At 59.3% G+C, this 21316-nt stretch carries 16 protein-coding genes; 7 read left to right on the top strand and 9 right to left on the bottom strand.

Going from position 1 to position 21316, the window contains the following annotated elements; all coding sequences use genetic code 11:
• The first annotated feature begins 4 nt into the window (after positions 1-4).
• Genes tssG through EDE05_RS11555 form a run of 7 tightly spaced genes read left to right on the top strand, consistent with a single transcriptional unit; the run spans position 5 to position 10875 of the window.
• Entirely contained in the window at positions 5-1036 is a 1032-nt protein-coding gene (tssG, locus tag EDE05_RS11585; RefSeq protein ID WP_112797069.1) for a type VI secretion system baseplate subunit TssG, read from the top strand.
• Positions 1026-2222 (top strand): FHA domain-containing protein, encoded by a 1197-nt coding sequence (locus EDE05_RS11580; protein ID WP_134101160.1) that lies wholly within the window; start codon positions 1026-1028, stop codon positions 2220-2222. The genes tssG and EDE05_RS11580 overlap by 11 nt, the downstream gene beginning before the upstream one ends.
• Positions 2212-3552: a type VI secretion system baseplate subunit TssK gene (gene tssK / locus EDE05_RS11575; RefSeq protein ID WP_105370954.1), complete on the top strand. Its 1341-nt coding sequence runs from the start codon at positions 2212-2214 to the stop codon at positions 3550-3552. The genes EDE05_RS11580 and tssK overlap by 11 nt, the downstream gene beginning before the upstream one ends.
• Positions 3549-5096, top strand: a complete 1548-nt coding sequence (gene tssL / locus EDE05_RS11570; RefSeq protein ID WP_134101157.1) for a type VI secretion system protein TssL, long form — start codon at positions 3549-3551, stop codon at positions 5094-5096. The genes tssK and tssL overlap by 4 nt, the downstream gene beginning before the upstream one ends.
• Positions 5093-8572 carry a type VI secretion system membrane subunit TssM gene (tssM, locus tag EDE05_RS11565; protein ID WP_134101155.1) on the top strand — a complete coding sequence of 1160 codons (3480 nt, stop codon included), beginning with the start codon at positions 5093-5095 and terminating at the stop codon, positions 8570-8572. The genes tssL and tssM overlap by 4 nt, the downstream gene beginning before the upstream one ends.
• 40 nt (positions 8573-8612) lie before the next feature.
• Positions 8613-9971, top strand: a complete 1359-nt coding sequence (gene tagF, locus EDE05_RS11560; RefSeq protein ID WP_245519898.1) for a type VI secretion system-associated protein TagF — start codon at positions 8613-8615, stop codon at positions 9969-9971.
• A complete protein-coding gene (locus EDE05_RS11555; protein ID WP_134101150.1) occupies positions 9961-10875 on the top strand; it encodes a serine/threonine-protein kinase in 915 nt (304 codons plus the stop codon). Before tagF ends, EDE05_RS11555 begins: the two co-directional genes overlap by 11 nt.
• A gap of 6 nt (positions 10876-10881) precedes the next feature.
• On the opposite strand, the gene EDE05_RS11550 is transcribed toward EDE05_RS11555, so the two are convergent.
• The 9 genes from EDE05_RS11550 to EDE05_RS11510 form a co-directional block, all read right to left on the bottom strand.
• On the bottom strand, positions 10882-12018 hold the full coding sequence (locus tag EDE05_RS11550) for a polysaccharide biosynthesis/export family protein (protein WP_134101147.1): 1137 nt from the start codon (positions 12016-12018) through the stop codon (positions 10882-10884).
• A 154-nt stretch (positions 12019-12172) separates the two neighbouring features.
• Positions 12173-13666, bottom strand: a complete 1494-nt coding sequence (locus tag EDE05_RS11545; RefSeq protein ID WP_134101145.1) for an acetyl-CoA hydrolase/transferase family protein — start codon at positions 13664-13666, stop codon at positions 12173-12175.
• 104 nt (positions 13667-13770) lie between these two features.
• A complete protein-coding gene (locus EDE05_RS11540; RefSeq protein WP_134101142.1) occupies positions 13771-14493 on the bottom strand; it encodes an ABC transporter ATP-binding protein in 723 nt (240 codons plus the stop codon).
• A complete protein-coding gene (locus EDE05_RS11535; RefSeq protein ID WP_134101139.1) occupies positions 14490-15239 on the bottom strand; it encodes an ABC transporter ATP-binding protein in 750 nt (249 codons plus the stop codon). Before EDE05_RS11535 ends, EDE05_RS11540 begins: the two co-directional genes overlap by 4 nt.
• On the bottom strand, positions 15236-16252 hold the full coding sequence (locus EDE05_RS11530; protein ID WP_245519903.1) for a branched-chain amino acid ABC transporter permease: 1017 nt from the start codon (positions 16250-16252) through the stop codon (positions 15236-15238). The genes EDE05_RS11535 and EDE05_RS11530 overlap by 4 nt, the downstream gene beginning before the upstream one ends.
• A 23-nt stretch (positions 16253-16275) precedes the next feature.
• Positions 16276-17133 (bottom strand): branched-chain amino acid ABC transporter permease, encoded by an 858-nt coding sequence (locus tag EDE05_RS11525; protein WP_105370945.1) that lies wholly within the window; start codon positions 17131-17133, stop codon positions 16276-16278.
• A gap of 177 nt (positions 17134-17310) precedes the next feature.
• Positions 17311-18489: an ABC transporter substrate-binding protein gene (locus EDE05_RS11520; RefSeq protein ID WP_134101133.1), complete on the bottom strand. Its 1179-nt coding sequence runs from the start codon at positions 18487-18489 to the stop codon at positions 17311-17313.
• A 288-nt stretch (positions 18490-18777) separates the two neighbouring features.
• Positions 18778-20001, bottom strand: a complete 1224-nt coding sequence (locus EDE05_RS11515; protein ID WP_245519897.1) for a LysR family transcriptional regulator — start codon at positions 19999-20001, stop codon at positions 18778-18780.
• Positions 20002-20089: 88 nt separating this feature from the next.
• Positions 20090-21265: an ABC transporter substrate-binding protein gene (locus tag EDE05_RS11510; RefSeq protein ID WP_134101131.1), complete on the bottom strand. Its 1176-nt coding sequence runs from the start codon at positions 21263-21265 to the stop codon at positions 20090-20092.
• Between the last annotated feature and the right edge of the window lie 51 nt (positions 21266-21316).

Here is a 21316-nt window from a genome sequence, read left to right as displayed (position 1 = left end):
AAACATGGATCTCTCGACCTCGCGCCAGACTGACGCCTTAGCCGACTTGCTCGAACGCGATCCAGGTTGTTTCGAGCCTGTGACGGCATTTCGCGTCGCGCAGGCATCCGTCGAACGAGATCTCAGCGTGGTTTCCCATGTCGGCGTTTCACTGGCGCCGCTTGCCGTCAGTGGTCTTGAACGAAGGGGGTCGCAGGCTGCACTTCGGGTGGCACTGGCCGGTCCTATAGGACCGATCGGATCTTTGCCCCCGGCCTACAACGAACTCATCATGCGCGAGGAGCGCAACAAGTCACGGGCTTTGGCGAGCTTCTTCGACCTGTTTACCGCTCGTCTGACCGAACTCTTTGCCGACGCCTGCGAGAAGTACCGGATTGCCAGACGGCTGCGGTGGGGCCGGGACCAGAAGCGCAACGCATTTATCACAGCTCTTCTTTCGCTCACAGGCTTCGGCACCGAGCGGCTGGCAAAACAAAGCGGCTTCCATGAAGACGTGATCCTGCGGTTCTCGGGTTTCTTTGCCGCACGCACCCGCAACGCCGCCAATCTGTGTGCCATGTTGCGCGAATTCACTGGCTTGCCGGTAGAGATCGAGCTTTTCCGTGCCAGGTGGCTGACAATTCCCGAGGAAGATCGCAGTCGCATGGGACAACCCCATGGCGTCCAGCTCGGCGTGAACGCTACGGCCGGTGCCGCCATTCAAGATTTCAGCGGCGGCTTCAGGTTGGTGATCGGCCCACTCGGTTACGCCGACTATCTGGCGCTTGCTCCTGGCGGGCGCAAGATTGCCGAGCTCTTTGCGCTCACCCGTCTCTATGTCGGTTCCGGCTTCGATTTCGATGTTCAGGTGGTCTTGAAAAAGGAGGACATTCCTTTGTGCCAGCTTGGCCCAGGTGGAGCGGGAGCGGGTGACCCGCCCCGGCTTGGCTGGAATAGCTGGGCTCGCCTGGCTCCAGCGTCTCAAGATAGCGGCGATGCAATCATCGTGGAGCATCTTGCGGCACAGGTTCGGGGAGGCAGGGATCATGCGGCTTGAATTGAAGCCTCTTTCGAGCGGCTCCACAGCATTCCCCACGCGGCAGAAGTGGTTCCTCGAACGGGGCCGGCGCACATTGGGCCGCGCGCCGGATTGTGACTGGCAGGTGCCTGAAGATCAACGCTCCGTTTCGAAGCTCCACTGCGTCATCGAGCGCGACAGTCGCGGTTATCTCCTTCGCGATCAAAGCGCCAACGGTTCCAAGGTGGACGGAGTCATTATTCACGAAGGCGAGGTGGCACGGCTAGCGGATCAATCCCGTTTGGAGCTTGGCGGTCTTGCCTTCCTGGTCGAAATCTCCGGGCAGAAAGACGCAGCAATAGAGGATCCCGACGCCAGCCTCACCGTCAGCGACGAACCGCTGACCATATCCGCGATCCTGGCTGACATCGCGCCGGGCGGGAGCATCGCCACCGGCATCCTCGGCGAGCGGCCGGAGGACGAATGGGCAGGGTCCATTTTTGGCTCAAGGGAGGGTCAGGGAAGATCTCGGCATGTCGAGATCGGTTGGAGCGGGCCGCCCGAGATACAATCCGTCTCAAAGATCCTACCCGACGACTGGCTTTCCGATCTTAATCTTTCGTCGGACTATGGCAGCCAGATCGAACACGGCACCGCGACGCGTGTCTCAGTACCGATCGGCTCCGCGCGAACGGTTCCAATACGGAATACCCCCGAATATGACCCGCCATCAGCTAAGTCTGAAGACTTGCCCGCCGTTTCACCAGTCGTGCAGAGCTACATCGGGGAACGGTTGGAACCCCTTCTCGGCAGGCTGGAGGAAACGGTCGAGGATGCCTTCGCGCTTTTCGGCCTGAGCGCTCCAGCTGGTCTGCCTCAACCGGAATTTTCCGACAGGGGCGCCGATGAGGCTCTAGTTAACCGCGTTGAGAGGCTGCTCGAGCACCAGCTTAAACTCAACTCGGCGCTGCAGGCTCTGGTGCACGAAGCGGGCAGGACCCTGGAGCCGAGAGTTCTCGAAGCACGGGTTGACGCCGGCAGAATGAGCCCCGCCTGGGGCCGTGACCGCCGCTATTGGCAAGCTTACCGGGCACAATTCGACAAGAACGGCAAGACACTGTCGATCCTGGAACTCCTCCGGGATGCGATGGCTCAGGCCTCCGGCAGAACCGCTGACGCAGCACCGGGAATTGGGAAGGAAGAAGGTATACCGCATGAGGAATGAGAACAGGGTAGCCTGGAGCGAAGGCATGTTTCTCCGCGTACAACACTTCCAGCAGGCAGACCGATGGACCGAACGGCTGGTCCGTACCAGCACGCGCGGCCTCTCGCCCTATCCATGGGGTGTTCTTGAGATTGGCATCGATCGCAGCGCACTGGCAATTGGCCATTTCGCATTGTCAAACCTGCGCGGCATCCTTCCGGACGGCACTCCTTTCGAAGCCCCCATCGATACGGACCTGCCGCCGCCGCTCGAACTCGATGAAGGCGTCAGAAATTCGGTCATCTATCTCGCGCTACCGGTCAGGCAACCCGGCAAGGCAGACGTCGCGCTGAATGGCGGCGCAGCCCTCAACAGCGTACGCTTCGTGGCTTCCCACTACGAGGCACCGGATGCCAATGTCGAGACTGATTTCATGGCTCCAATCGATGTGGGGCGCCTCAAACTCCGCTACCTTAAAAGCGGAGATGAACTTGCCGGCTACGAACTCATCGGCCTTGCCCGCGTGATCGAGGTGCGTTCCGACCGAGCCGTCATTCTCGATCCGGAATATATAGCCCCGAGCCTCAACTGCGCGGCGGAAGCACGGCTGACGGAACTGATGACCGAACTCCTCGGCATCGTGCGCCACCGTGCAGAAGCAATCGCCGAGCGGATCGGTGATCCGACGATCCGGGGCACGGCGGAAGTGGGCGATTACTTCCTGCTGCAGATCCTGAACCGCGCAGATCCGATGCTGAAGCATATCCTGGCCAATGCGACGCGGATACATCCAATCGAATTCTACGAGACATGCATTCAGCTGGCCGGTGAACTCGCCACCTTCACCACCGATCGCAAGCGTTCTACCGATTTTCCGCCGTATCGACACGAGGACCTCAAGGCAACTTTTGCTTCCGTGTTCGAAGACCTTCGCATGTCGCTCTCGGCTGTACTGGAGCAGGCTGCCGTCGCCATCGAGCTTGCCGAACGCCGACACGGCGTGCGGGTCGGCACCATCAACGACCGCTCGCTGCTTAAGGATGCCGGTTTCGTCCTGGCGGTTCGGGCGGAAATGTCGGCCGAGGAGGTTCGCCGCAAGCTGCCGGCGCAGATCAAGGTCGGGCCCGTTGAGCGCATCGCGGATCTTGTCAACGTCGCGCTGCCCGGCATCCCGGTCCGGCCGTTGCCCGTGCTGCCTCGCCAGCTGCCCTATCGGGCTGGCACCATCTATTTCGAACTCGACACCAAAAATCCGCTTTGGAAGCAACTCGATACGTCAAGTGCCATCGCCATGCATCTTGCGGGCGATTTTCCTGGCCTTGAAATGGAACTGTGGGCCCTGAGAGAATGAAGAACGAACCCGCATCCTCCTGGCAGAACCTGCCGACCATCGTCGAACTCACTGACGACGGCATCAAGAAGAAACAGTCCGCCCGCAAGATGGCGGAAATGCTGGATGACGTCTTGGACTTCCCCGACGGCGCCGTGGGAACCGAAACCGACCGGACGAACTCCAGGAGTGGCTGGTCCGTCGAAGCACTGCTGCGTGATTTCAGGTTCGGTGGAGAGGAAGTCCCGACGCTTGTCCGCTCGGCAGCCCCTCTGCTCCACCTCGCGCACGCCCTCCGTTACAGTGACGACCAGCCGGATATCGATGAGCTTCGGCGGTCTTCCGTCCAGGCCGTCAACCGATATGAACGCGATCTGGCAAGCGCCCGGATTAGTCCTGAACGCGCCCGTGCTGCTCATTACGTCGTCTGCGCGACCGTCGACGACGTAGTCCTTAGCAAACCCTGGGGTGTACGCGCAGGCTGGGCGCGCTCCGGTCTTGTTTCCACATTCCATATGGACGTGACCGGCGGTGACCGGGTATTTGACCTGTTGGACCATTTCCACCAGAGTCCCGGTGCGAACAGGGACCTGCTGCTGCTCATCTACCTCTGCCTGTCGCTTGCATTCGAAGGTCGCACCCGCGTTTCACCACGCGGCAACCTGGAGCTCGGCCGCATCCGCGACAGCCTCTACAAAACCCTCCTCGGTCAGTTCGGCGTTTTCGAACGCGAACTTTCCCCACACTGGAAGGGCGTTTCTGCCCGCCACAAGCCGCTGCGAACAGCTGCGGCTCTCTGGACCCTTCTTTCCGTGCTCGCGTTGGTCTTCGCGCTCGGTTATCTCTTCTTTACGCTCTCGCTCAACAGGGCATCCGACGGAACATTTCAACGTCTTGCGAGCCTCCCGCCGCGCGAACCGCCGAGCGTATTGATCACAGCACCCACACCGGAACCAGAGCCGGCGCCGGTAGCGGCACAACCTGTGCCCGCGCCTCCGGCCGAGCCTCCCGTGGCCGCGGCACCGCCGGTGCCGAGCCGGCTCGATAACCTGCTCGCCTTCCTTCAACCGGAAGTCGACAAGAAGCTCGTCACCCTCTCGGATTCGAACGGCCGGCTTCTGGTGCGCATAAACAATTCCGGTCTGTTCGAGGTCGGCAGCGCTGAGGTCAGCACCGAGTTCCACGACCTGCTGCAGAGAATCGGCGGTGCGCTGGCAGCCGACAATTTCAGGGCCGTGGTTGTCGGTTACACGGACAATGTGCCGATCCGCACGATCCAATTTCCCTCGAACTGGCACCTGTCGGAAGCCCGTGCCAAAGCCGTGGGGCAGATACTCAGTTCTTTCACCGGTCCGGAAGCGATCCTCACCGAAGGCCGCGCGGACAGCGACCCGATTGCCGACAACGCCACGCCGGAAGGTCGCGAAATGAACCGGCGCACGGAAATTCTGGTCCTCACCAACCCGTCCGAGCGGCTGAACGGTTCCCCCCTCAGGGTCCCGCCTATTCAGTCTGAACGGCCGGCTGCACCCGCGGGCGCAATGACAGGAGGCGCTTCGAGATGAACCCCTTAAGCCTCTTTTATACGCTTCGCTCCTATGTGGAGGCTTATGCGGGCCTACTCGGACGGCGTTTCATTTCCATCATCTGGGTGGCCGCCATCTGCGTCGTCATCTGGTTTTACGGCCATCTCGCCGCCTATGGCGATTTTAAGCCGCTCGCAAGCGCCAACGCCCGCCTCACGCTGATCGCTGTCGTGATCGCAGGCTGGGTTGCATATCTTGCCTATACGATCATCCGCGACCGGCGCCGGGACAAGCAGCTCGTCGAAGGCATAGAGCGGGATGCCGCGGCCGAGGCCGCAGCCAGCCAGCAGGCGGAAATCGGCGAGATCCACAGCCGCCTCAAGGAGGCCCTGCAGCTCCTCCGTCGCATCACCCGCAAGCGTTTCGGCTACATTTATGAGCTACCTTGGTATGTGATCTTCGGAGCACCCGGCTCCGGCAAAACGACTGCTCTTACCAACTCCGGGCTCAAATTTCCGCTTGGTGACGCGCTCGGAAGCAATTCCGTGCAAGGTATCGGAGGCACGCGTCACTGCAACTGGTGGTTTGCCGATGAGGCAATCCTTATCGATACCGCCGGACGTTATACGACCCAGGACGATCTGAACGGTGCCGCCAAGGCGGGTTGGGAGGGTTTCCTGGGACTTCTGCGCAAATATCGCCCCTCCCAGCCGATCAACGGCGCATTGGTGACGCTCTCCGTGGGCGACCTGCTCACACGCGATGCGGAAGCGCAGCGCGAGGAAATCAGGATCATTCGCCAGCGGCTTTCGGAACTGGACGAGTTTCTGCAAGCCCGCGTTCCGGTCTATCTGGTGCTGACAAAAGTCGATCTTCTGACCGGTTTCGTCGAGTTCTTCGATAGTTTCAATAAAAGCGACCGCGAACAGGTCTGGGGAACCACATTTGGATTGGAGGAGAGTTACAAAGCCACCACCCTTCCCGATCGTTTCCTCGAAGAGTTTGCAATGCTGCAGGAACGCGTCGGCGCCATGCTGATAGAACGCCTGCAACAGGAGCCGAACCCGGAATTGCGGGGCCGGATTTTCCGTTTTCCCGCTGAACTAGCCTCGCTGAAGGAACGCCTGCACGAGGTTATGACGGAGCTATGCTCCGGTTCAAAACTGATCGAGCCACCCTTGCTGCGGGGGATCTACTTTGCCTCCGGCACGCAAGCGCAAGCCATGGCCTCAGCGGGTGCTCCACGTTCGCGGCGCAGCTATTTTCTATCCCGCCTCTTTAAGGATGTGATCTTCGACGAGGCCTCGCTCGTCGCTCGCGACAAGCGGCTGTCCAGCCGACAAGTCTTCCTCCGTCGCACCGTCTATGCCTGCGCAGTTGCGCTGCTTGCCGTGGTCCTGACGAGCTGGATCGCGACCTATTTCCAGAACACCTCGGCGCTCGCAAGCGCTGAACAGCGCATCGACGCCTATGAGCAGCTCGTGCGGGACGTGCCGGTGCGCGAGGTCACCGATACGGATTTCCTGCGGGTGTTGCCGGCGCTCGACAACCTGGCCGCGGTGACGACGGACTTTTCTCGAGAACGCGTCTGGCCTCTCAGTTTCGGCCTCGACCAGGAAAGCAAAGTTTCAGGCCGACAGCGTGATGCCTATCAGCGGGCTTTAAACGCACTCCTGCTGCCACGCATCCTGGTCCAGCTCCAAAAGGAGATGACCGAAACAACGGAAGTCTCCAAAGTCTTCAATGCGCTGAAACTCTATGGAATGCTCGGCGGTCTCGGCCGGCTGGATCCCGCCTTCGTTACCGCAAAAGCCGAAGACATGTTCACGACTTTATACCCCGGCGAAGGACGTGCCTCAGCGCGGCAAGCCCTGATTGCTCACGCCAGCGCGATGGCGACCGGTTCGCTGCCGCCGATCGAGCTCGATAGTATCTTGATTGCCAAGGCTAGGGAGACTATTCGCTCGCAAAGCATCGCTGCCCGTGCCTACGATATTCTCGCAGACTACCCGCAGGCGCGTGCGCTCCCCGCCTGGGTTCCCGCCACTGCGCTTGGTCCCCTCGGCGAACAGGCATTCGAGCGAAGCTCCAGAATCCCTTTGAGTGACGGCGTTCCAGGCTTATTCTCCAGTACGGGATATCGTCTGGTCGTGTTGCCGAAGATTACTGAGGCGGCGCGTGAGGCACTGGATGAACACTGGGTACGAGGCGTCGCCAACCCTGCCGGAGCCACCGTCGACACGATTAGCCAGGCCGCTCTGCAGCTTTATTTCGGCAGCTTTCAGCAACGATGGTCTTCGCTGCTCGCCGACATGCGGGTGAAGCCGTCTCAAACTATAGCCGACGCGGCCGAAACCACGCGTATCTTGGCCGGGGACTCAAACCCGGTGGAAACGATCGTCAAGTCGATCGCCGCTGCTACCGATTTGCGCGTCCCCGGCAAGGAGGTCGCTTCTGCGGCTGATATTCCCCTTCCGGCGTCCACTACAGGACTCGACGGCGCTGCAGATGCACCGGATCTTTTCGGTTCGCTACGCGAGGCCCTCGAGCCGCCTGCGGGTCAGACATCACCTGCCGATCAAAAAGACGTACCGAAATCCCGGATCGCCCAGCTCAAGCCGGTGTTGCAGAAGGTCCACGAACAGCTGTCGCGGGCGACCACCTCCACAGCCGAAGTGGCAAAGGTCTTTGATGTCGACAGCCAGCTTACCGACGCCAATCAAAACCTCCTGCAGCAGGCTCGCCGTCTTCCCGCGCCCGTCGATACGTGGATGGCCGGTGTCGCAGCCAATGTCGGCTCTCTTCCCGTGAAAACGGCTCGCTCTCGTATGAGTGACGCTTGGGCTGCCCAAGGTGGGGCTTTCTGCTCCAATGTGGTCAGTGGCCGATATCCCTTTGACCGCGAGTCTCCCCGTGACGTAGCGATGAGCGACTTCGTTCGCCTGTTTGGCCCGCAAGGCCTGTTCAAGACGTTCTTCAACGAGAAACTGGCGGCCTTCGTGGATACCACATCAACTCCCTGGGGATGGAAGGGCACCTTCGGTGCGCCCAGTATCCCGAGCGAAGCGATCGCCCAGTTTGAAAATGCCGACAAGATCAATCGGGCCTTCTTTCCGGCGGGTAGCGAAAATCCGGCAATCACCATCAACATCAAGCCTGTCTCGTTATCGAACGATGCCAATGCTGTGATGCTGGAGATCGAGGGACAGCGGGTGGTTTATTTCCATGGGCCCGTCCAATCCAAGTCGATTGTCTGGCCGTCGACTGAAGCGAGCAATGTCTCGCGTCTGGCTTTTCAGCCCGGCGGCTGGCAGCAGGCCCTGACAGAAAACGGCGACTGGTCGCCCTTCCGACTTTTCGACGACGCAAATATCACCCTGCAGGGCGACGACCTCTTCCGCGCAAAATTTCAGCAGAACGCTCAGGCGGCGGAGTTCGACGTCCAGTTCGGCTCGGTGCTGAACCCCTTCCGGCTGGAGGCACTCAGAGCCTTCTCATGTCCCACGCAGTTCTGATCGCTCCGCCATGAACGAGCACGCCGCCCTTGATCACACAATGACCGACGCCGACCGGATCGGCTTTTTCGGCAAGCTGCCAACGCATGGCGATTTCGTTTCGACGGGCCTAAGCCGAAATGTGCAAGGCGCCCTCGACAGCTGGCTCCAGGCAGGTCTTCAGGCTACACAGCAGGAGATGGGCGACGGGTGGGAAGACCGGTTCCGGTCGATGTCCGCCTGGCGCTTCATCATCGAACGCGGCCTTTGGGGACCGGTGACGCTTGCGGGTGTCATCGTTCCGAGTACGGATCGCGTCGGGCGTAGCTTTCCGCTGGTCATCGCCGCTCAACTTTACGGTTTTATGGACCATCCGCGCAGGCTTTACCTCGATGCACCTTGGTTCACCGCATCCGAAGCTATCGCTGAAAGTGCTGCCAAGCGTGACTTCGATATCGCTCGTTTCACCACAAGCCTTCAGCGGCTGAGGAACCCCCGACCAGCCGACGCCGACGAAGGCGAGGTGGATCCAAATCCTGTCTCCCGGCGAGGAACGCTGTGGTGGCGCATCGATTCGACAGACCTTCGTGCCAAAGGCTTTCGCTCGGAAGGGCCGCCGCAACCGGCGATTTTTCCGAAGCTGGTATGCGAAACCGATGTCTCAACCCCAATACCATCAGACGCTCCGCCGGTTGAAACTCGCCAACAAAAATTGGTTCATCGGGTCGAACCACGCCGTGGCCTAAGCCTAAGCCTCACCCACAGCTATGCCAGCCATCCTGGGACACGCCTGGCACTAAACGCAGATTCACTGCTCGTCTCGCGAAATCCACCGTTATTCGCAATCGCCGATGGCGTCGGGGATGACACCGGCGCGGTCGAAGCCGGACGCATCGTGACCAACGCGCTTAAAGAAGCTGCCCCGCAGGAGACCATCGAAGCACTCGCGCACGAGATCAAAGGCAAATTGGGCCGCGCTCATGGCCTTCTTCAGTCAACCCACCTTTCATCGGACCGGGAACCGGCCTCGGCGAGTGTCGTGGTGCTGGCAAACACCGACGACCGTTTTGCAGTCTTTTGGGCCGGCGATGCGCGATGCTATCTTATCCGTGAGGGCATGATGCGTTGTTTGACCCGCGATCACGTTGAAGTCGGCCTGCGGCGCAGGCTCTCCCGCGGCGTCGGGATCAGGGGCCAGCTCAGTCCCGAGCTGAGTTTGGACAAGCTGCTTTCGGGCGATCGGTTTTTGCTGTGCAGCAGCACCCTTCCCCGCGTCCTGCCTGAGCGGACCATCGCCGAAATTCTTCTGTCCGTAAACCTCGATGAGGTGTCCGCAGTCCTCGCGCAAGAGGCGCTGATTGCCAATTGCCGCGAGAATGTCAGCGCCATTGTAATCGACGCACTGGCCAATGATCGCTGACGAACCTGACGAGCACGTCGAAGAGCTTGCGCGTCGCTTCTCCGATCTATGGCAAGCCCTCATCAATGGGGAAAAAGGACCGCATTCTGAAGATCACAGAACAATGCTTGCGGATCGTATCCGTGACGCGCTGGATCGCGGCATGGACAAGCTCGATACGTCGGACAAGAACATCATCGCCAACAGTTTTACATTGGAGGCTTTGGTCCACAGCGGTACTGCCACCGATGTTTTTCGCGCCCGTCATCGGGATCTCGGCACCTACCACGCGATCAAGATGCTTCGTACGGACCATTCCCACGACCCGATTGCGCGCAGGCTTCTGTTGCGCGAGGCGCAGATCGGGATGGCGTTGCGCCATCCTCGTATCGCCGTAACCCAGACGATACTGCGTCTAACTGATGGACGGCCCGCCCTTATCGCCGAATGGATCGATCACCGCATCGCAGACCTTCTTCCCGGGTCGCTTTCGCTCAAAGACGTGGCGACGACCATGACTGCGGTGCTGACGGGGCTCTCCGCCGTGCATGCCGCAGGTTTTGTCCACTGCGACCTGTCGCCTTCAAACATCCTTCACGGAAACGGGTTTCGGGATATCAAAATCGTCGATTTCGGAATTGCGCTGGAAATCGGCCGCAGACATAACGAGCTCGATCTTGCGCTTGCGGGTCAACCGGAGTTCGCCTCGCCGGAACAAATCGCGGGAGAAGCACTGGATCCGCGCTCGGACCTCTACGCCGCCGGGCTTTTGCTGTCGCTGCTTCTGCGGAATTGTCGCGAAACAGGCGAGAAGGCAGAAGAACTAAAAACTCTCGCGATCCGATTGTCGCAACGGCGTCCGGAAGACAGACCGGAAAGTGCGGAGGCCGCCCTGTGTCTGCTAGGCGGCCTGAAAGAGCTTTAACGATCTCTAGTTGGAGCCTGGAAGCGGAGCTGCCGCCGTCGGCGCACTCTTCTGGTATACGGTAAACAGCTTTGCGAAATCCACCAGGCCGGAATTGCTGGCGTATAGAATGTCGCCATCCATGACTTTGAACTGCTGCATCAGCGCCAGATTAGAGACATCGTTCAGATCTACCCGGTAGATCGCCGGCTTGTTGGTCACGAAGGGCGCACCAGGATTTTTGGCGGCATTCACCGCTGCGGCCTGGGTGTAGACGGGCTGATTGCGCAGAACGTAAAAATTGCTCGCGTCAGCGCGATCGTCGAGCAAGCCGCCGGCTCGGCCAAGCGCCTGAGCCAACGTTAGCTTGCCCGGCTCGAATTCGAATTCGCCAACACTCTTGAACGCGCCGAAGGCGGTGAAGGTCACCGCGTCCTTTCCGATGTAAAGCTGATCGTCGGGCAGGAGATGGACGTTGTGCCGGTCCTCGTTCAACACCCGCTCAAGCGGTGCGCTGGCGCGCTGCTTGCCGCGAATGAGCGTCACGGTTGCAGCGCTTGGTGCAGACGATGCACCCCCGGCAAGCGCGATCGCATCGAGCACCTTTTCCCTGCGGGCCGTGAGGGGGAAGCGTCCGGCCGAGCGGACATCGCCATTGACGGTAAAGCCGCTCGTCGGTTTGTCGACAACCGTAACGATTGCCTGCGGGTTGACTGCAGATCCTTTTAGTCCGGTAACAATGCGTGCCTGCAGTGCCTCGGGCGACGATTCGAGCACACGTTGCCGCCCCACAAATGGGAGAGTTACAGTTCCGGCCGAGTCGACTGTGAAACGACCAAGATTGAGGGTTTTGCTCTGGGTCGAGGAGAAAAGTCCCTCTTCACCGGTGTCGAGAATCGTCACCTCGATCACATCGCCGCGACGCAACCGGTTGTCGGCAAAACCGCCGGAGCGCATAACACTAAGGCCTGGATCCGCCCCCGAATAGGCGAGCGGAGATACCGCCACGGGATCCATCGGCGCGTCCGCAAGCCTGACGACACGAATTTTTTCATTCGTTCGGGGATCGGTAGCGCTATAGAAACTGCCGGCCGTCGGGCCATCCGATGGGCGTGCGCACGCAGCGAGAACCGCGACAAAGACGAAGGGTACCAGCTTCCGCATCACCTATCCTATGGCAGTGTTCTGATGATTCAGAGAAATACCAATCTGGATTCCGGCGACAACATCTGGTTGCTAAAAAAATTGATTTGTGACGACAACAAGGCATTGAATGTGGCTTATCGGCAACCCTACCGAGCGGGGAACCGAAACCTCTTCACCCGAGGCGCATCGTACCGGTTTTACGGCTTTGCTCATGCCATGCGAAAGCTTCGTCGAGGAGATGAGGAGTTTGCCCGCCTCTAGCACAGGCACGGGTGAAATAATCCGACAGACGATCGCGGAAATCGGGATGAGCACAGTTGGCGATGATCCGCTCCGCGCGTTCGCGTGGCGCCAGTTCTCGTAAATCCGCCAGCCCATGTTCTGTCACGATGATATCGACATCGTGCTCGGTATGATCCACATGCGGCACCATCGGAACAACGGCAGAAATGCGACCTCCCTTCGCCACGGATTTGCTGACGAAGATGGAAAGGTAGGCATTGCGCGCAAAATCGCCGGAGCCACCGATGCCGTTCATCATGTGCGTGCCATTCACATGGGTCGAATTGACGTTGCCATAGATATCGACCTCGAGAGCGGTGTTGATGCCGATCACCCCCAGCCGGCGGATCACCTCCGGATGGTTGCTGATCTCCTGGGGGCGAAGCACCAACTTGTCCCTGTATTTGTGGAACTGCCCAAAAACTCTCTCGGCACAGGCGGCCGACAGGGTAATGGAGGAGCCTGACGCGAAGGTCAGTTTCCCGGCGTCAAAGAGATCGAAGGTGCTGTCCTGCAGCACCTCGCTATACATCCGCAGATGGTGGAATGGCCCGGCGGCCAGCCCGGTCAGAACTGAGTTTGCGATCGTGCCGATCCCGGCTTGCAGAGGCTGCAGCGTCAGGTCCAGACGCCCGTCCTTGATCTCCTGCTCCAGAAAACGAATCAGATGCTCGGCAATCGCATCCGTGTCGGCATCGGCAGGCTCGACCGTCGAAAAACTGTCCTTCTCGTCGGTTACAACGATCGCTACGATCTTCTCCGGATCAATAGGCACATAAGGGAAGCCTACACGACTATCGCAGGCGACAACCGGGATAGGCACGCGGGACGGTCGCTTTGTCGGCGTGTAGATGTCGTGCAGGCCTTCTAACTCGGCGAGTTGACTAAGATTGATCTCGACAATGATCTTTTTTGCCAGAATGGCGAAACTGGCGGAGTTGCCGATCGAGGTCGAAGGCACGAGATAGCCATCCTCGGTGATCGCAGCCACTTCTACAACCGCATAGTCGATGGGACCAAGCTGGTTCGACCGCAGGTGTTCGACGGTTTCCGAAAGATGCTGATCTATAAACATCACCTCGCCGCGGTTGATAGCAGCCCGCAGTGTCGCATCGGACTGGAAAGGGATCCGGCGAGCCAGAACGCCCGCCTCCGTCAGCATGCGATCGATATCATGGCCGAGCGAGGCGCCTGTGATCAAGGTAATCTTGAAGGGATCCGTTTTCGCCCGCTCCGCCATCGCGATCGGTACAGCTTTGGCATCGCCGGCGCGGGTGAAGCCACTCATGCCGATGATCATGCCATCCTTGATCAGGCTGGCTGCCTTTTGCGGCGTGGTTATACGATCGAGAAGCGATGGGCGGCGAATACGGGTTTCGAGCATGGCAACATTCTGATGACTGAACGGCGAGACCTTTAGACAGCTTGTCTATGCCTCTCATTGACCAACGTCAAAGCTGAGGCAGGCTCGCTTAGCCTCATATTCCTTCAGTGCCTTGCACCACCCTTCTCCACTCCGAGATGCTGGCCAAGCACCGCCTCGTCGGCAAGCAACTCGGCGCTGGTGCCCTGGTAGACGATTGCGCCGCGATCGAGAATGACTGCCTCGTCGGAAAGAGGCAGGACCTTGCGTGCCTTCTGCTCGATGATGATCGCCGACATACCCTCGCCCTGGGTAATTCGCTGGATCGCAGCGAGCAGCTCGTCGACGATGATCGGCGCCAGACCTTCGGTCGGTTCGTCAAGCAATAACAGTCTGGGATTGACCATCAAGGCGCGGCCGACTGCCAGCATCTGCTGTTCTCCGCCGGACAGCTGATTGCCAAGGTTTTTGCGCCTCTCCTTCAAGCGGGGAAACATGCCGTAGACACGCTCGACATTCCACACCCCGGGACGCGCGATTGCGGTGAGATTTTCCTCGACTGTCAGAGACTTGAAAATGTTGCGCTCCTGCGGCACCCAGCCGATGCCTGCGGCAGTCCTCCTATCGGCCCTGAGCTTGGTGATATCGCGGCCCATCAGATGGATCGACCCGGAATGATGTGTCGTAACCCCTGCAAGCGTATTGACGAAGGTCGTCTTTCCTGTGCCGTTACGGCCGAGCAGCGCCAGTGTCCGACCTTCGGCAATCGTCAGGCTGATACCGGCAAGCACACTCGCCTCACCGTAGCCCGCAACGAGTTTTTCTGTCACCAGAACCGGCGCGCTCATGCATTTTCCCCGAGATAGACGGCCTTGACGCGCGGATCGGCAGAAATTTCCGCGACCGTGCCTTCTGTGAAGAGCGCGCCGGCAACCAGAACAGAAATGCGGTTGGCAAAAGAAAAAACCAGATCCATATCGTGCTCGATCAGAAGCACCGTCACGTCGCTCGGCAGGTCCGACACGATCGCCAAGACTTCGTGCCGTTCGTCTTCGGGTACACCGGCAGCCGGCTCGTCGAGCAACAGGACGCGCGGTCTGGAAGCGAAGGCGAGCGCGATTTCCAATAGACGCTGCTTGCCATAGGGCAAAATTACGCTTCGCTCGCCCATCACCGAAGCAAGACCAAAACGAGCCAGAAGCCCTGCCGCTTCATCCACGACGGCGCCGTAGCCAGCAATCGAAGTCCACAGGTTGTGACCGATTCCTTGCCGTTCGGCGATTGCCAATGCGACCGTCTCAAGTGGGGTAAAGTCGTTAAAGAGCTGATTGATCTGGAAGGTCCGGGTTAGTCCACGTTTGACCCGGCGGAACGACGCGAGCGAGGTGATATCCTCCCCTTCCAGGAAGACCTGCCCTTCGGACGGCGGCAGAACACCCGTCAACAGATTGATCAGGGTGGTTTTGCCGGCTCCGTTCGGTCCGATCAGGGCGTGGCGGGCACCACGCTCCACTTTAAGACTCACGTCATTGGTTGCGAGGAATGCTCCGAAGCTCCGCTTCAAGTTCCTGGTCTCGAGAACGATATCGCTCATCTGCCCTCCTCCTTCGACTTCGAAAGATGCTCCGGCAGATATTCGATCCACCGCGCCAGGCGGTCACGACCGACCAAAACCAGAACGACAAGGATCAGCCCGATATAGAACATCCAGTACTGCGGTGTGACGATCGAGAGCCAGTCTTTCACCAAGGTGAACAGCACCGCCCCGAAGATCCCTCCGTAGAGGTAACCGGTGCCGCCAATCGTCAGCACGAGCAGCACGTCGGCAGAGCGGTGGAATGCCAGCACGTCCGGCGACACAAAGCTTGTCGTCTGGGCCAGCAACGCGCCAGCCATGCCCGCGAAGACGGCAGCGATGGTGTAGACCGTCACGATGCGCTTGCGAGCCGGGATCGCGATCATTCCCGCCCGCATCGGGTTTGCCTTGATGGCCTTCAGCGACAGTCCGAATGGCGAAAAGGCAAGGCGCCGCATCAGCATCGTACCGACGAACAGTACGACAAGGCAATAAATGTACCCGGTCTTGCCGAAGAGATCGAACTCGAACAGCCCGAGAATTGGGCCAAGCGAAAAGCCGCTGAGGCCGTCCGCACCACCGGTCAGCCATGCCATCTGATTAGCCATTTCCGCCATCATCAAGCCGATACCGAGCGTCGTCATCAGGCGCGTCAGATCCGACCCGCGCAGAATGAGGAAGCTGGTAACGAAACCGAGGAGGCCGGCACCGATGCCCGCCGCCAAGAGCCCCACCACCGGCTCCGCCACGTAATGCAGGGCAACCAGGCCGGCTATATAGGCGCCCAGGCCAAAGAACGCGGTATGACCAAGCGACACGATCCCGGCAAAACCGAGAACCAGATCCAATGAGACGGCAAACAACGCCAGGATGGCGATCTCGGTCAGAATCAACATCTTCGACGGCAGCACAAAAAAAGCGGCAATCGCGGCAAGCCAGACGATGATTTCATAAAAGCGCACGCGGCTCCTGCGCTTCATCAGCTTGGCGGCGCGGCTCGCTGCCGCAGTCGGGGAGGACGTCGCAACCATGGTCGCTTCCTGTGGGAGAACACTCATCGGCCACCTCTGGCGAAGAGACCGTTCGGACGAACGATCAGCATCACGATCATCAGCGCGTAGATTACAAACGGCCCGATGGCGGGAACGTAATATTTGCCGGCAACATCGGCGATGCCGAGCAACATGGCGGCAAGGAATGGACCGGAGACGGTCGAGGTACCGCCAACCGATACGACGATCAGGAAATAGATCATGAACTTCAACGGGAAATTCGGATCAAGACCCAGAATTTCCGCACCCATCGCGCCGCCGAGCCCGGCCAGGCCTGAACCGAAGGCGAAGGTCAGTGCGAAAACCAGCGGCACATTGATGCCGAGCCCCATTGCGACCCGGCGGTCGTCGACAGCGGCGCGCAACCGGCTTCCAAAGCGGGTCTTGGACAGGATCAGCTGCAGGGCGAGAGCAAGGGCTGCGCAGACAATGATGGTGAAAAGCCGATATCGACCAACTCCTACACCGAATACGTCCATCCTGCCGGAAAGCTCCGGCGGAAGATTGATAAGCTGCTGCTGGCCGCCCATGAAATAGTCGGTCGCCGCAACCGCCATGAACACGATCCCGATCGAAAACAGAACCTGATCAAGATGGCTGACCTGATAGAGCCATTGGTAGAGCGTCCGCTCCAGCACCAACCCGATCAGCGCCGAGACGATGAAGGCTGCCGGCAAGCACCAATAAAAGGATATGCCATAGCGGTTCATCATTACGACGGTTACATAGCCGCCCGCCATGGCAAAGGCACCATGTGCGAGGTTGATGAAATTCATCAGGCCAAGCGTCACCGTCAACCCGCAGGCCAAGATGAACAACAACATACCGTAGGCGACGCCATCGAACAGGATTGTCAGCATTTGGATCTTCTTTGGGAGCGATCATTGACGCTTTCAGGAAGCCATGATCGCAGGATTTAGCGCAACCGACCATGGCCCTTATCGCCGGAGCCACGGTCGTGATCGAAGATGTCAGGCTTTCGCGGCAGGGGGAAGAAGCCGCGGCTCCAGTCCCGCCGCCTGCCGCTGAAGCAGAACTTATTTCGCTTCTGCCTTTTCCGGATCCTTAAGCGCCGCAAATGTCTTGAACTCGACGTTTTGCAGTTCGCCGTTCACGTCCTTGACTTCCCGTATGTAGATATTCTGGATGATGTCGCGGGTATCGGGATCGATCGAGACGGGGCCGCGAGGGCTCGTCCAGGAAAGCCCCTTGACGGCTGCCATGAAAGCCGGGCCGGTTGCATCGCCCTTGGTCTTTTCGAGCGCCGCATAAATCAGTGCCATGCCATCATAACCGCCAACCGACATGAAGTTCGGCCGCATGTTGTTGTTGGCCTTCTTGAAAGCTTCAACATAGGCCTTGTTTTCCGGGCTGTCATGCGCGGTGGCATAAAAGTGGCCCGTGATGGTGCCGATCGCCGGTTTGCCCATGCTGTTGAGGATGTCGTCGTCGGTGACGTCGCCAGTTGCAATCAGCTTGATGCCGGCCTCGGCAAGGCCACGGTCGGCGAACTGTTTCATGAACAGCGAGCCAACGCCGGACGGCAGGAAAACGAAGACTGCGTCAGGCTTTGCATCGCGCACCCGCTGCAGGAAGGGCGCGAAGTCCGGGTTCTGCAGCGGGACCCGCACCGCTTCGACGATTTCGCCGCCCTTGGATTTGAACTCCTTGGTGAACCACTTTTCCGCATCGATGCCCGGACCATAGTCCGTTACGAGCGTCACCACCTTCTTGATACCGTTTTCGGCCGCCCAGGTTCCTACGGGAAGGGAATATTGAGGCAAGGTGCCCGAGGTGCGAGTGATGTATTCCGATGCCTTGGTGATCGAGGCCGTACCGGCGGCCATCACCACCGTCGGCACCTTCGCCTGGGTCGCGACCGGTGCGACCGACATCGCAAGTGGCGTCAGACCGAACCCGGCAAGCACTTTGGCGCCGTCATTGACGACCAGTTCCTGCGCAATTCTGCGCGTCTGGTCGGCGACCCCGGCGTCATCGCGGATGATCAACTCGATCTTCTTGCCCGCAACCGTATCGCCATGAGTTTCGATGAAAGTTTTGACGCCGGCCGAAACCTGCCTGCCCGTCGATGCAAACGGGCCTGTCATCGGCAGGATGAGACCAATTTTTACCGCTTCCTGCGCCGCTGCCGGAAACTGCGCAAGGCAACCAAGCGCCACGCTCGCAGCAGCAAGCAATGTTCTTCTGTTGAGCATACCTTCCCTCCTCCTCTTGAATGCTTAGATCCCGTGCAGACACCCAAGGACTGCCGAAAACGAACCAGTTGGTAAACCTGCAGCTCCCTCGCGGGCTTGTCCCAGATTGGTGGCGGCAGTCACCGCAAGATGCTTTGATGCCCCACTATCTTCACTTTCCTCAACTTAGCAACCCGAGAGATCACCGCTTGGCAGATTGGGTCGGCATCATCCGAATTTCTTCCGTTCATCCTAAACGCGCGTTTCATTTCTCGTTAATCAGATCATCTGCCCGGGCATAACTTTTCGTTATAGATCCCTTTCCGGCGGCGTCGGCAAAAGTTCCAGAAAAGTTCTCTGAGCGGCCGTGGGCAACCAGTCTTTACGCACGGTCACCCCAATCGGTCGAGACGTCTTGCTCATATCAAACGGCAGGGCCTGCATGAGGCCTCGCGCTATCTCCGCTTCCGCCTGAAGTCGGGACGTGCAGCCCAGATGTTCGGAAGTGTCCAGGAGTTCACGCATCAGGATAAGTGATCCCGTCTCCACGATATTCTTTGGCGCCCCACCTTCGGCATCGGAAAAAATTTGGTCGAAATAGCGCCTGATGGGCGTTCCCGTCTGGGCTACGACCCAGGGGAAGCCTGTCAAATCTTCGATTGCAATTTCACGCCGACCTGCCAGCGGGTGGCTGCAGCCTGAAACGAGTACGATCGTATCATGAAACAGCACTTTTTGTTCCACGTCGCCGATGGGTGGAGGATCTCGCAAGGCTCCGAGCAGGAAATCGACATCCCCACGGCGAAGAGCGGTTAAAAGATCGCCGTAGGGGCCTTCCTGTATCTGAATGGGCAGATTGGGGCGAAACTTCCGAAAGCTCGCGATCGCTTTCGGCAGCAGGTAGGATTTTGCCAGCGGAGTTGCCCCGACAACAATCCGTCCGATCTCGGCGGCAGTCAATTCGGCAAGATCGGCATCGGCCTGCTCCAATTCAAGCAACGCGAGCCGGGCAGCCTGCGCCAGAGCTTGCGCCGGTCGTGTCGCGACGAGGCCATAGGGGGATCGCTCAAAAAGCGGGCGAGCCGCCACTTCCTCAAGCTGGCTTACCGCGCGATATACCGCAGGTTGGCTGAGGCCCAATTGCCGGGCGGCCAGCGTGAAATTTTCCGTTTCCCTTACCGCGATCAACGCTTTCAGCTGGGAAGTCGTCGCCGTGACACGCAGTCTTGGCGACAGTTCCGATAACGCAGGGTCCAGATAGCCAAAGGCACGCTCGACACGTCTGGCGAGCACCTCCCCGGCCGAATTGGCAAAAATACGCTGTGGCGTACGGGAAAACAGCATCAGCCCAGCCGTCTTTTCGATCTTCGACAGGGCTTGCGTAACAGCAGGCTGCGATACGAAACAGAGTTCAGCAGCCCTTGTAATCGAACCGGTATCGATGACCGCGAGAAACGCCCTGAGATGCCGCAGGCTGTGCTGCTGAATCTTGGATTCAGAGAGGATGGGCGGAGACATCATGGCGCCCATCATCTACGGGAACTGCCGTCCAGGCTCAAGCAGCGGCGCACTCTCTTTCATCGATCGGATGGCGGCAGACCCGCCATCCGATTGCGCTGCGTTACTTGGCCGCCGCATTGGGATCCTTGATCTTGGGATAAGTAGCAAACTCGACATTGTAGAGTTCGCCATTCACCTCCTTGACCTCACGCATGTAGATGTCTTGAACGATATCACGGGTCTCCGGATCAATCGTGATTGGGCCACGCGGGCTTGTCCAGGACATGCCCTTCATGGCATCGACGAGCTTTGCCCCATCGGTGTCGCCATTTGTCTTCTTGAGGCTTTCATAAGCCAGATGGATGGCATCGTAACCGCCGACCGACATGAAATTCGGCCGCATGCCCTTGTTGGCCTTTTTCACCTGCTCGACGAAGGCCTTATTTTCCGGGCTGTCATGCAGAGCGGAATAGAAATGGCCGGTGATCACACCCTTTGCGGCCGCGCCAATTCCGTTCAGCAGGTCGTCGTCCGTGATATCACCGGTACCGATCAACTTAATCCCCGCATCCGCCAGACCACGCTCGACGAACTGCTTCATGAAAAGCGAACCGACACCCGACGGGACAAAAACAAAAACGGCATCGGGCTTTGAGTCACGGACGCGCTGCAGGAAGGGAGCGAAATCTGGATTGGCGAGTGGAACGCGCACGGCTTCCACGATCGTGCCGCCTTCCTTCTTGAACTGGTTGGTAAAACCCTTTTCGATGTCGATGCCCGGACCGTAGTCGGAGACTAGCGTCACGACGCGTTTCAGATTGTTCTGCACCGCCCAGGTGGCGACCGGGACCGCCGACTGCGGGCCTGCCATCGAGGTGCGGACGAAATACTGCGACTGCGGCATGATCGCCGAAGTCGTTGCCGACGTGATGATAGCCGGGACCTTCGCCTGGTTGAGAACCGGCGCAACCGACATGGCAAGTGGCGTCAAACCGAAGCCCATCAACAGCTTGACCCCGTCGTTGACGACAAGTTCCTGAGCTATGCGCCGGGTCTGGTCCGCAACGCCGGCATCGTCGCGCAGCACGACTTCAACCTTCTTGCCTGCCACGGTATCGCCGTTGATGGCCATGTAGGCTTTCACGCCCGCCTCGACCTGGCGGCCGGTGGATGCGAACGGTCCGGTCATTGGCAGGACGAGGCCGATCTTGACCACCTCCTGGGCGACGGCCGGCAGAGCCGCCATCGTGCCCAGCGCAACGCCTGCAGCGGTAATAAGTGTTCTTCTGGTAATCATCTTCTTCCTCCTCCTAAGACGAACCATCGAAAGCTCTTGTCGGGCGGCATC

This window comes from Neorhizobium sp. R1-B, assembly GCF_004368875.1.
Lineage (GTDB): Bacteria > Pseudomonadota > Alphaproteobacteria > Rhizobiales > Rhizobiaceae > Neorhizobium > Neorhizobium huautlense.
Note: the sequence above shows the minus strand (reverse complement) of the source record. Positions and strands in the feature narration are given on the sequence as shown.

Excerpts from the sequence above, each read along its gene's own strand:
- tssG (WP_112797069.1), top strand. The coding sequence starts at position 5 with ATGGATCTCTCGACCTCGCGCCAGACTGACGCCTTAGCCGACTTGCTC.
- EDE05_RS11580 (WP_134101160.1), top strand. The coding sequence starts at position 1,026 with ATGCGGCTTGAATTGAAGCCTCTTTCGAGCGGCTCCACAGCATTCCCC.
- tssK (WP_105370954.1), top strand. The coding sequence starts at position 2,212 with ATGAGGAATGAGAACAGGGTAGCCTGGAGCGAAGGCATGTTTCTCCGC.
- tssL (WP_134101157.1), top strand. The coding sequence starts at position 3,549 with ATGAAGAACGAACCCGCATCCTCCTGGCAGAACCTGCCGACCATCGTC.
- tssM (WP_134101155.1), top strand. The coding sequence starts at position 5,093 with ATGAACCCCTTAAGCCTCTTTTATACGCTTCGCTCCTATGTGGAGGCT.
- tagF (WP_245519898.1), top strand. The coding sequence starts at position 8,613 with ATGACCGACGCCGACCGGATCGGCTTTTTCGGCAAGCTGCCAACGCAT.
- EDE05_RS11555 (WP_134101150.1), top strand. The coding sequence starts at position 9,961 with ATGATCGCTGACGAACCTGACGAGCACGTCGAAGAGCTTGCGCGTCGC.
- EDE05_RS11550 (WP_134101147.1), bottom strand. The coding sequence starts at position 12,018 with ATGCGGAAGCTGGTACCCTTCGTCTTTGTCGCGGTTCTCGCTGCGTGC.
- EDE05_RS11545 (WP_134101145.1), bottom strand. The coding sequence starts at position 13,666 with ATGCTCGAAACCCGTATTCGCCGCCCATCGCTTCTCGATCGTATAACC.
- EDE05_RS11540 (WP_134101142.1), bottom strand. The coding sequence starts at position 14,493 with ATGAGCGCGCCGGTTCTGGTGACAGAAAAACTCGTTGCGGGCTACGGT.
- EDE05_RS11535 (WP_134101139.1), bottom strand. The coding sequence starts at position 15,239 with ATGAGCGATATCGTTCTCGAGACCAGGAACTTGAAGCGGAGCTTCGGA.
- EDE05_RS11530 (WP_245519903.1), bottom strand. The coding sequence starts at position 16,252 with ATGGTTGCGACGTCCTCCCCGACTGCGGCAGCGAGCCGCGCCGCCAAG.
- EDE05_RS11525 (WP_105370945.1), bottom strand. The coding sequence starts at position 17,133 with ATGCTGACAATCCTGTTCGATGGCGTCGCCTACGGTATGTTGTTGTTC.
- EDE05_RS11520 (WP_134101133.1), bottom strand. The coding sequence starts at position 18,489 with ATGCTCAACAGAAGAACATTGCTTGCTGCTGCGAGCGTGGCGCTTGGT.
- EDE05_RS11515 (WP_245519897.1), bottom strand. The coding sequence starts at position 20,001 with ATGATGGGCGCCATGATGTCTCCGCCCATCCTCTCTGAATCCAAGATT.
- EDE05_RS11510 (WP_134101131.1), bottom strand. The coding sequence starts at position 21,265 with ATGATTACCAGAAGAACACTTATTACCGCTGCAGGCGTTGCGCTGGGC.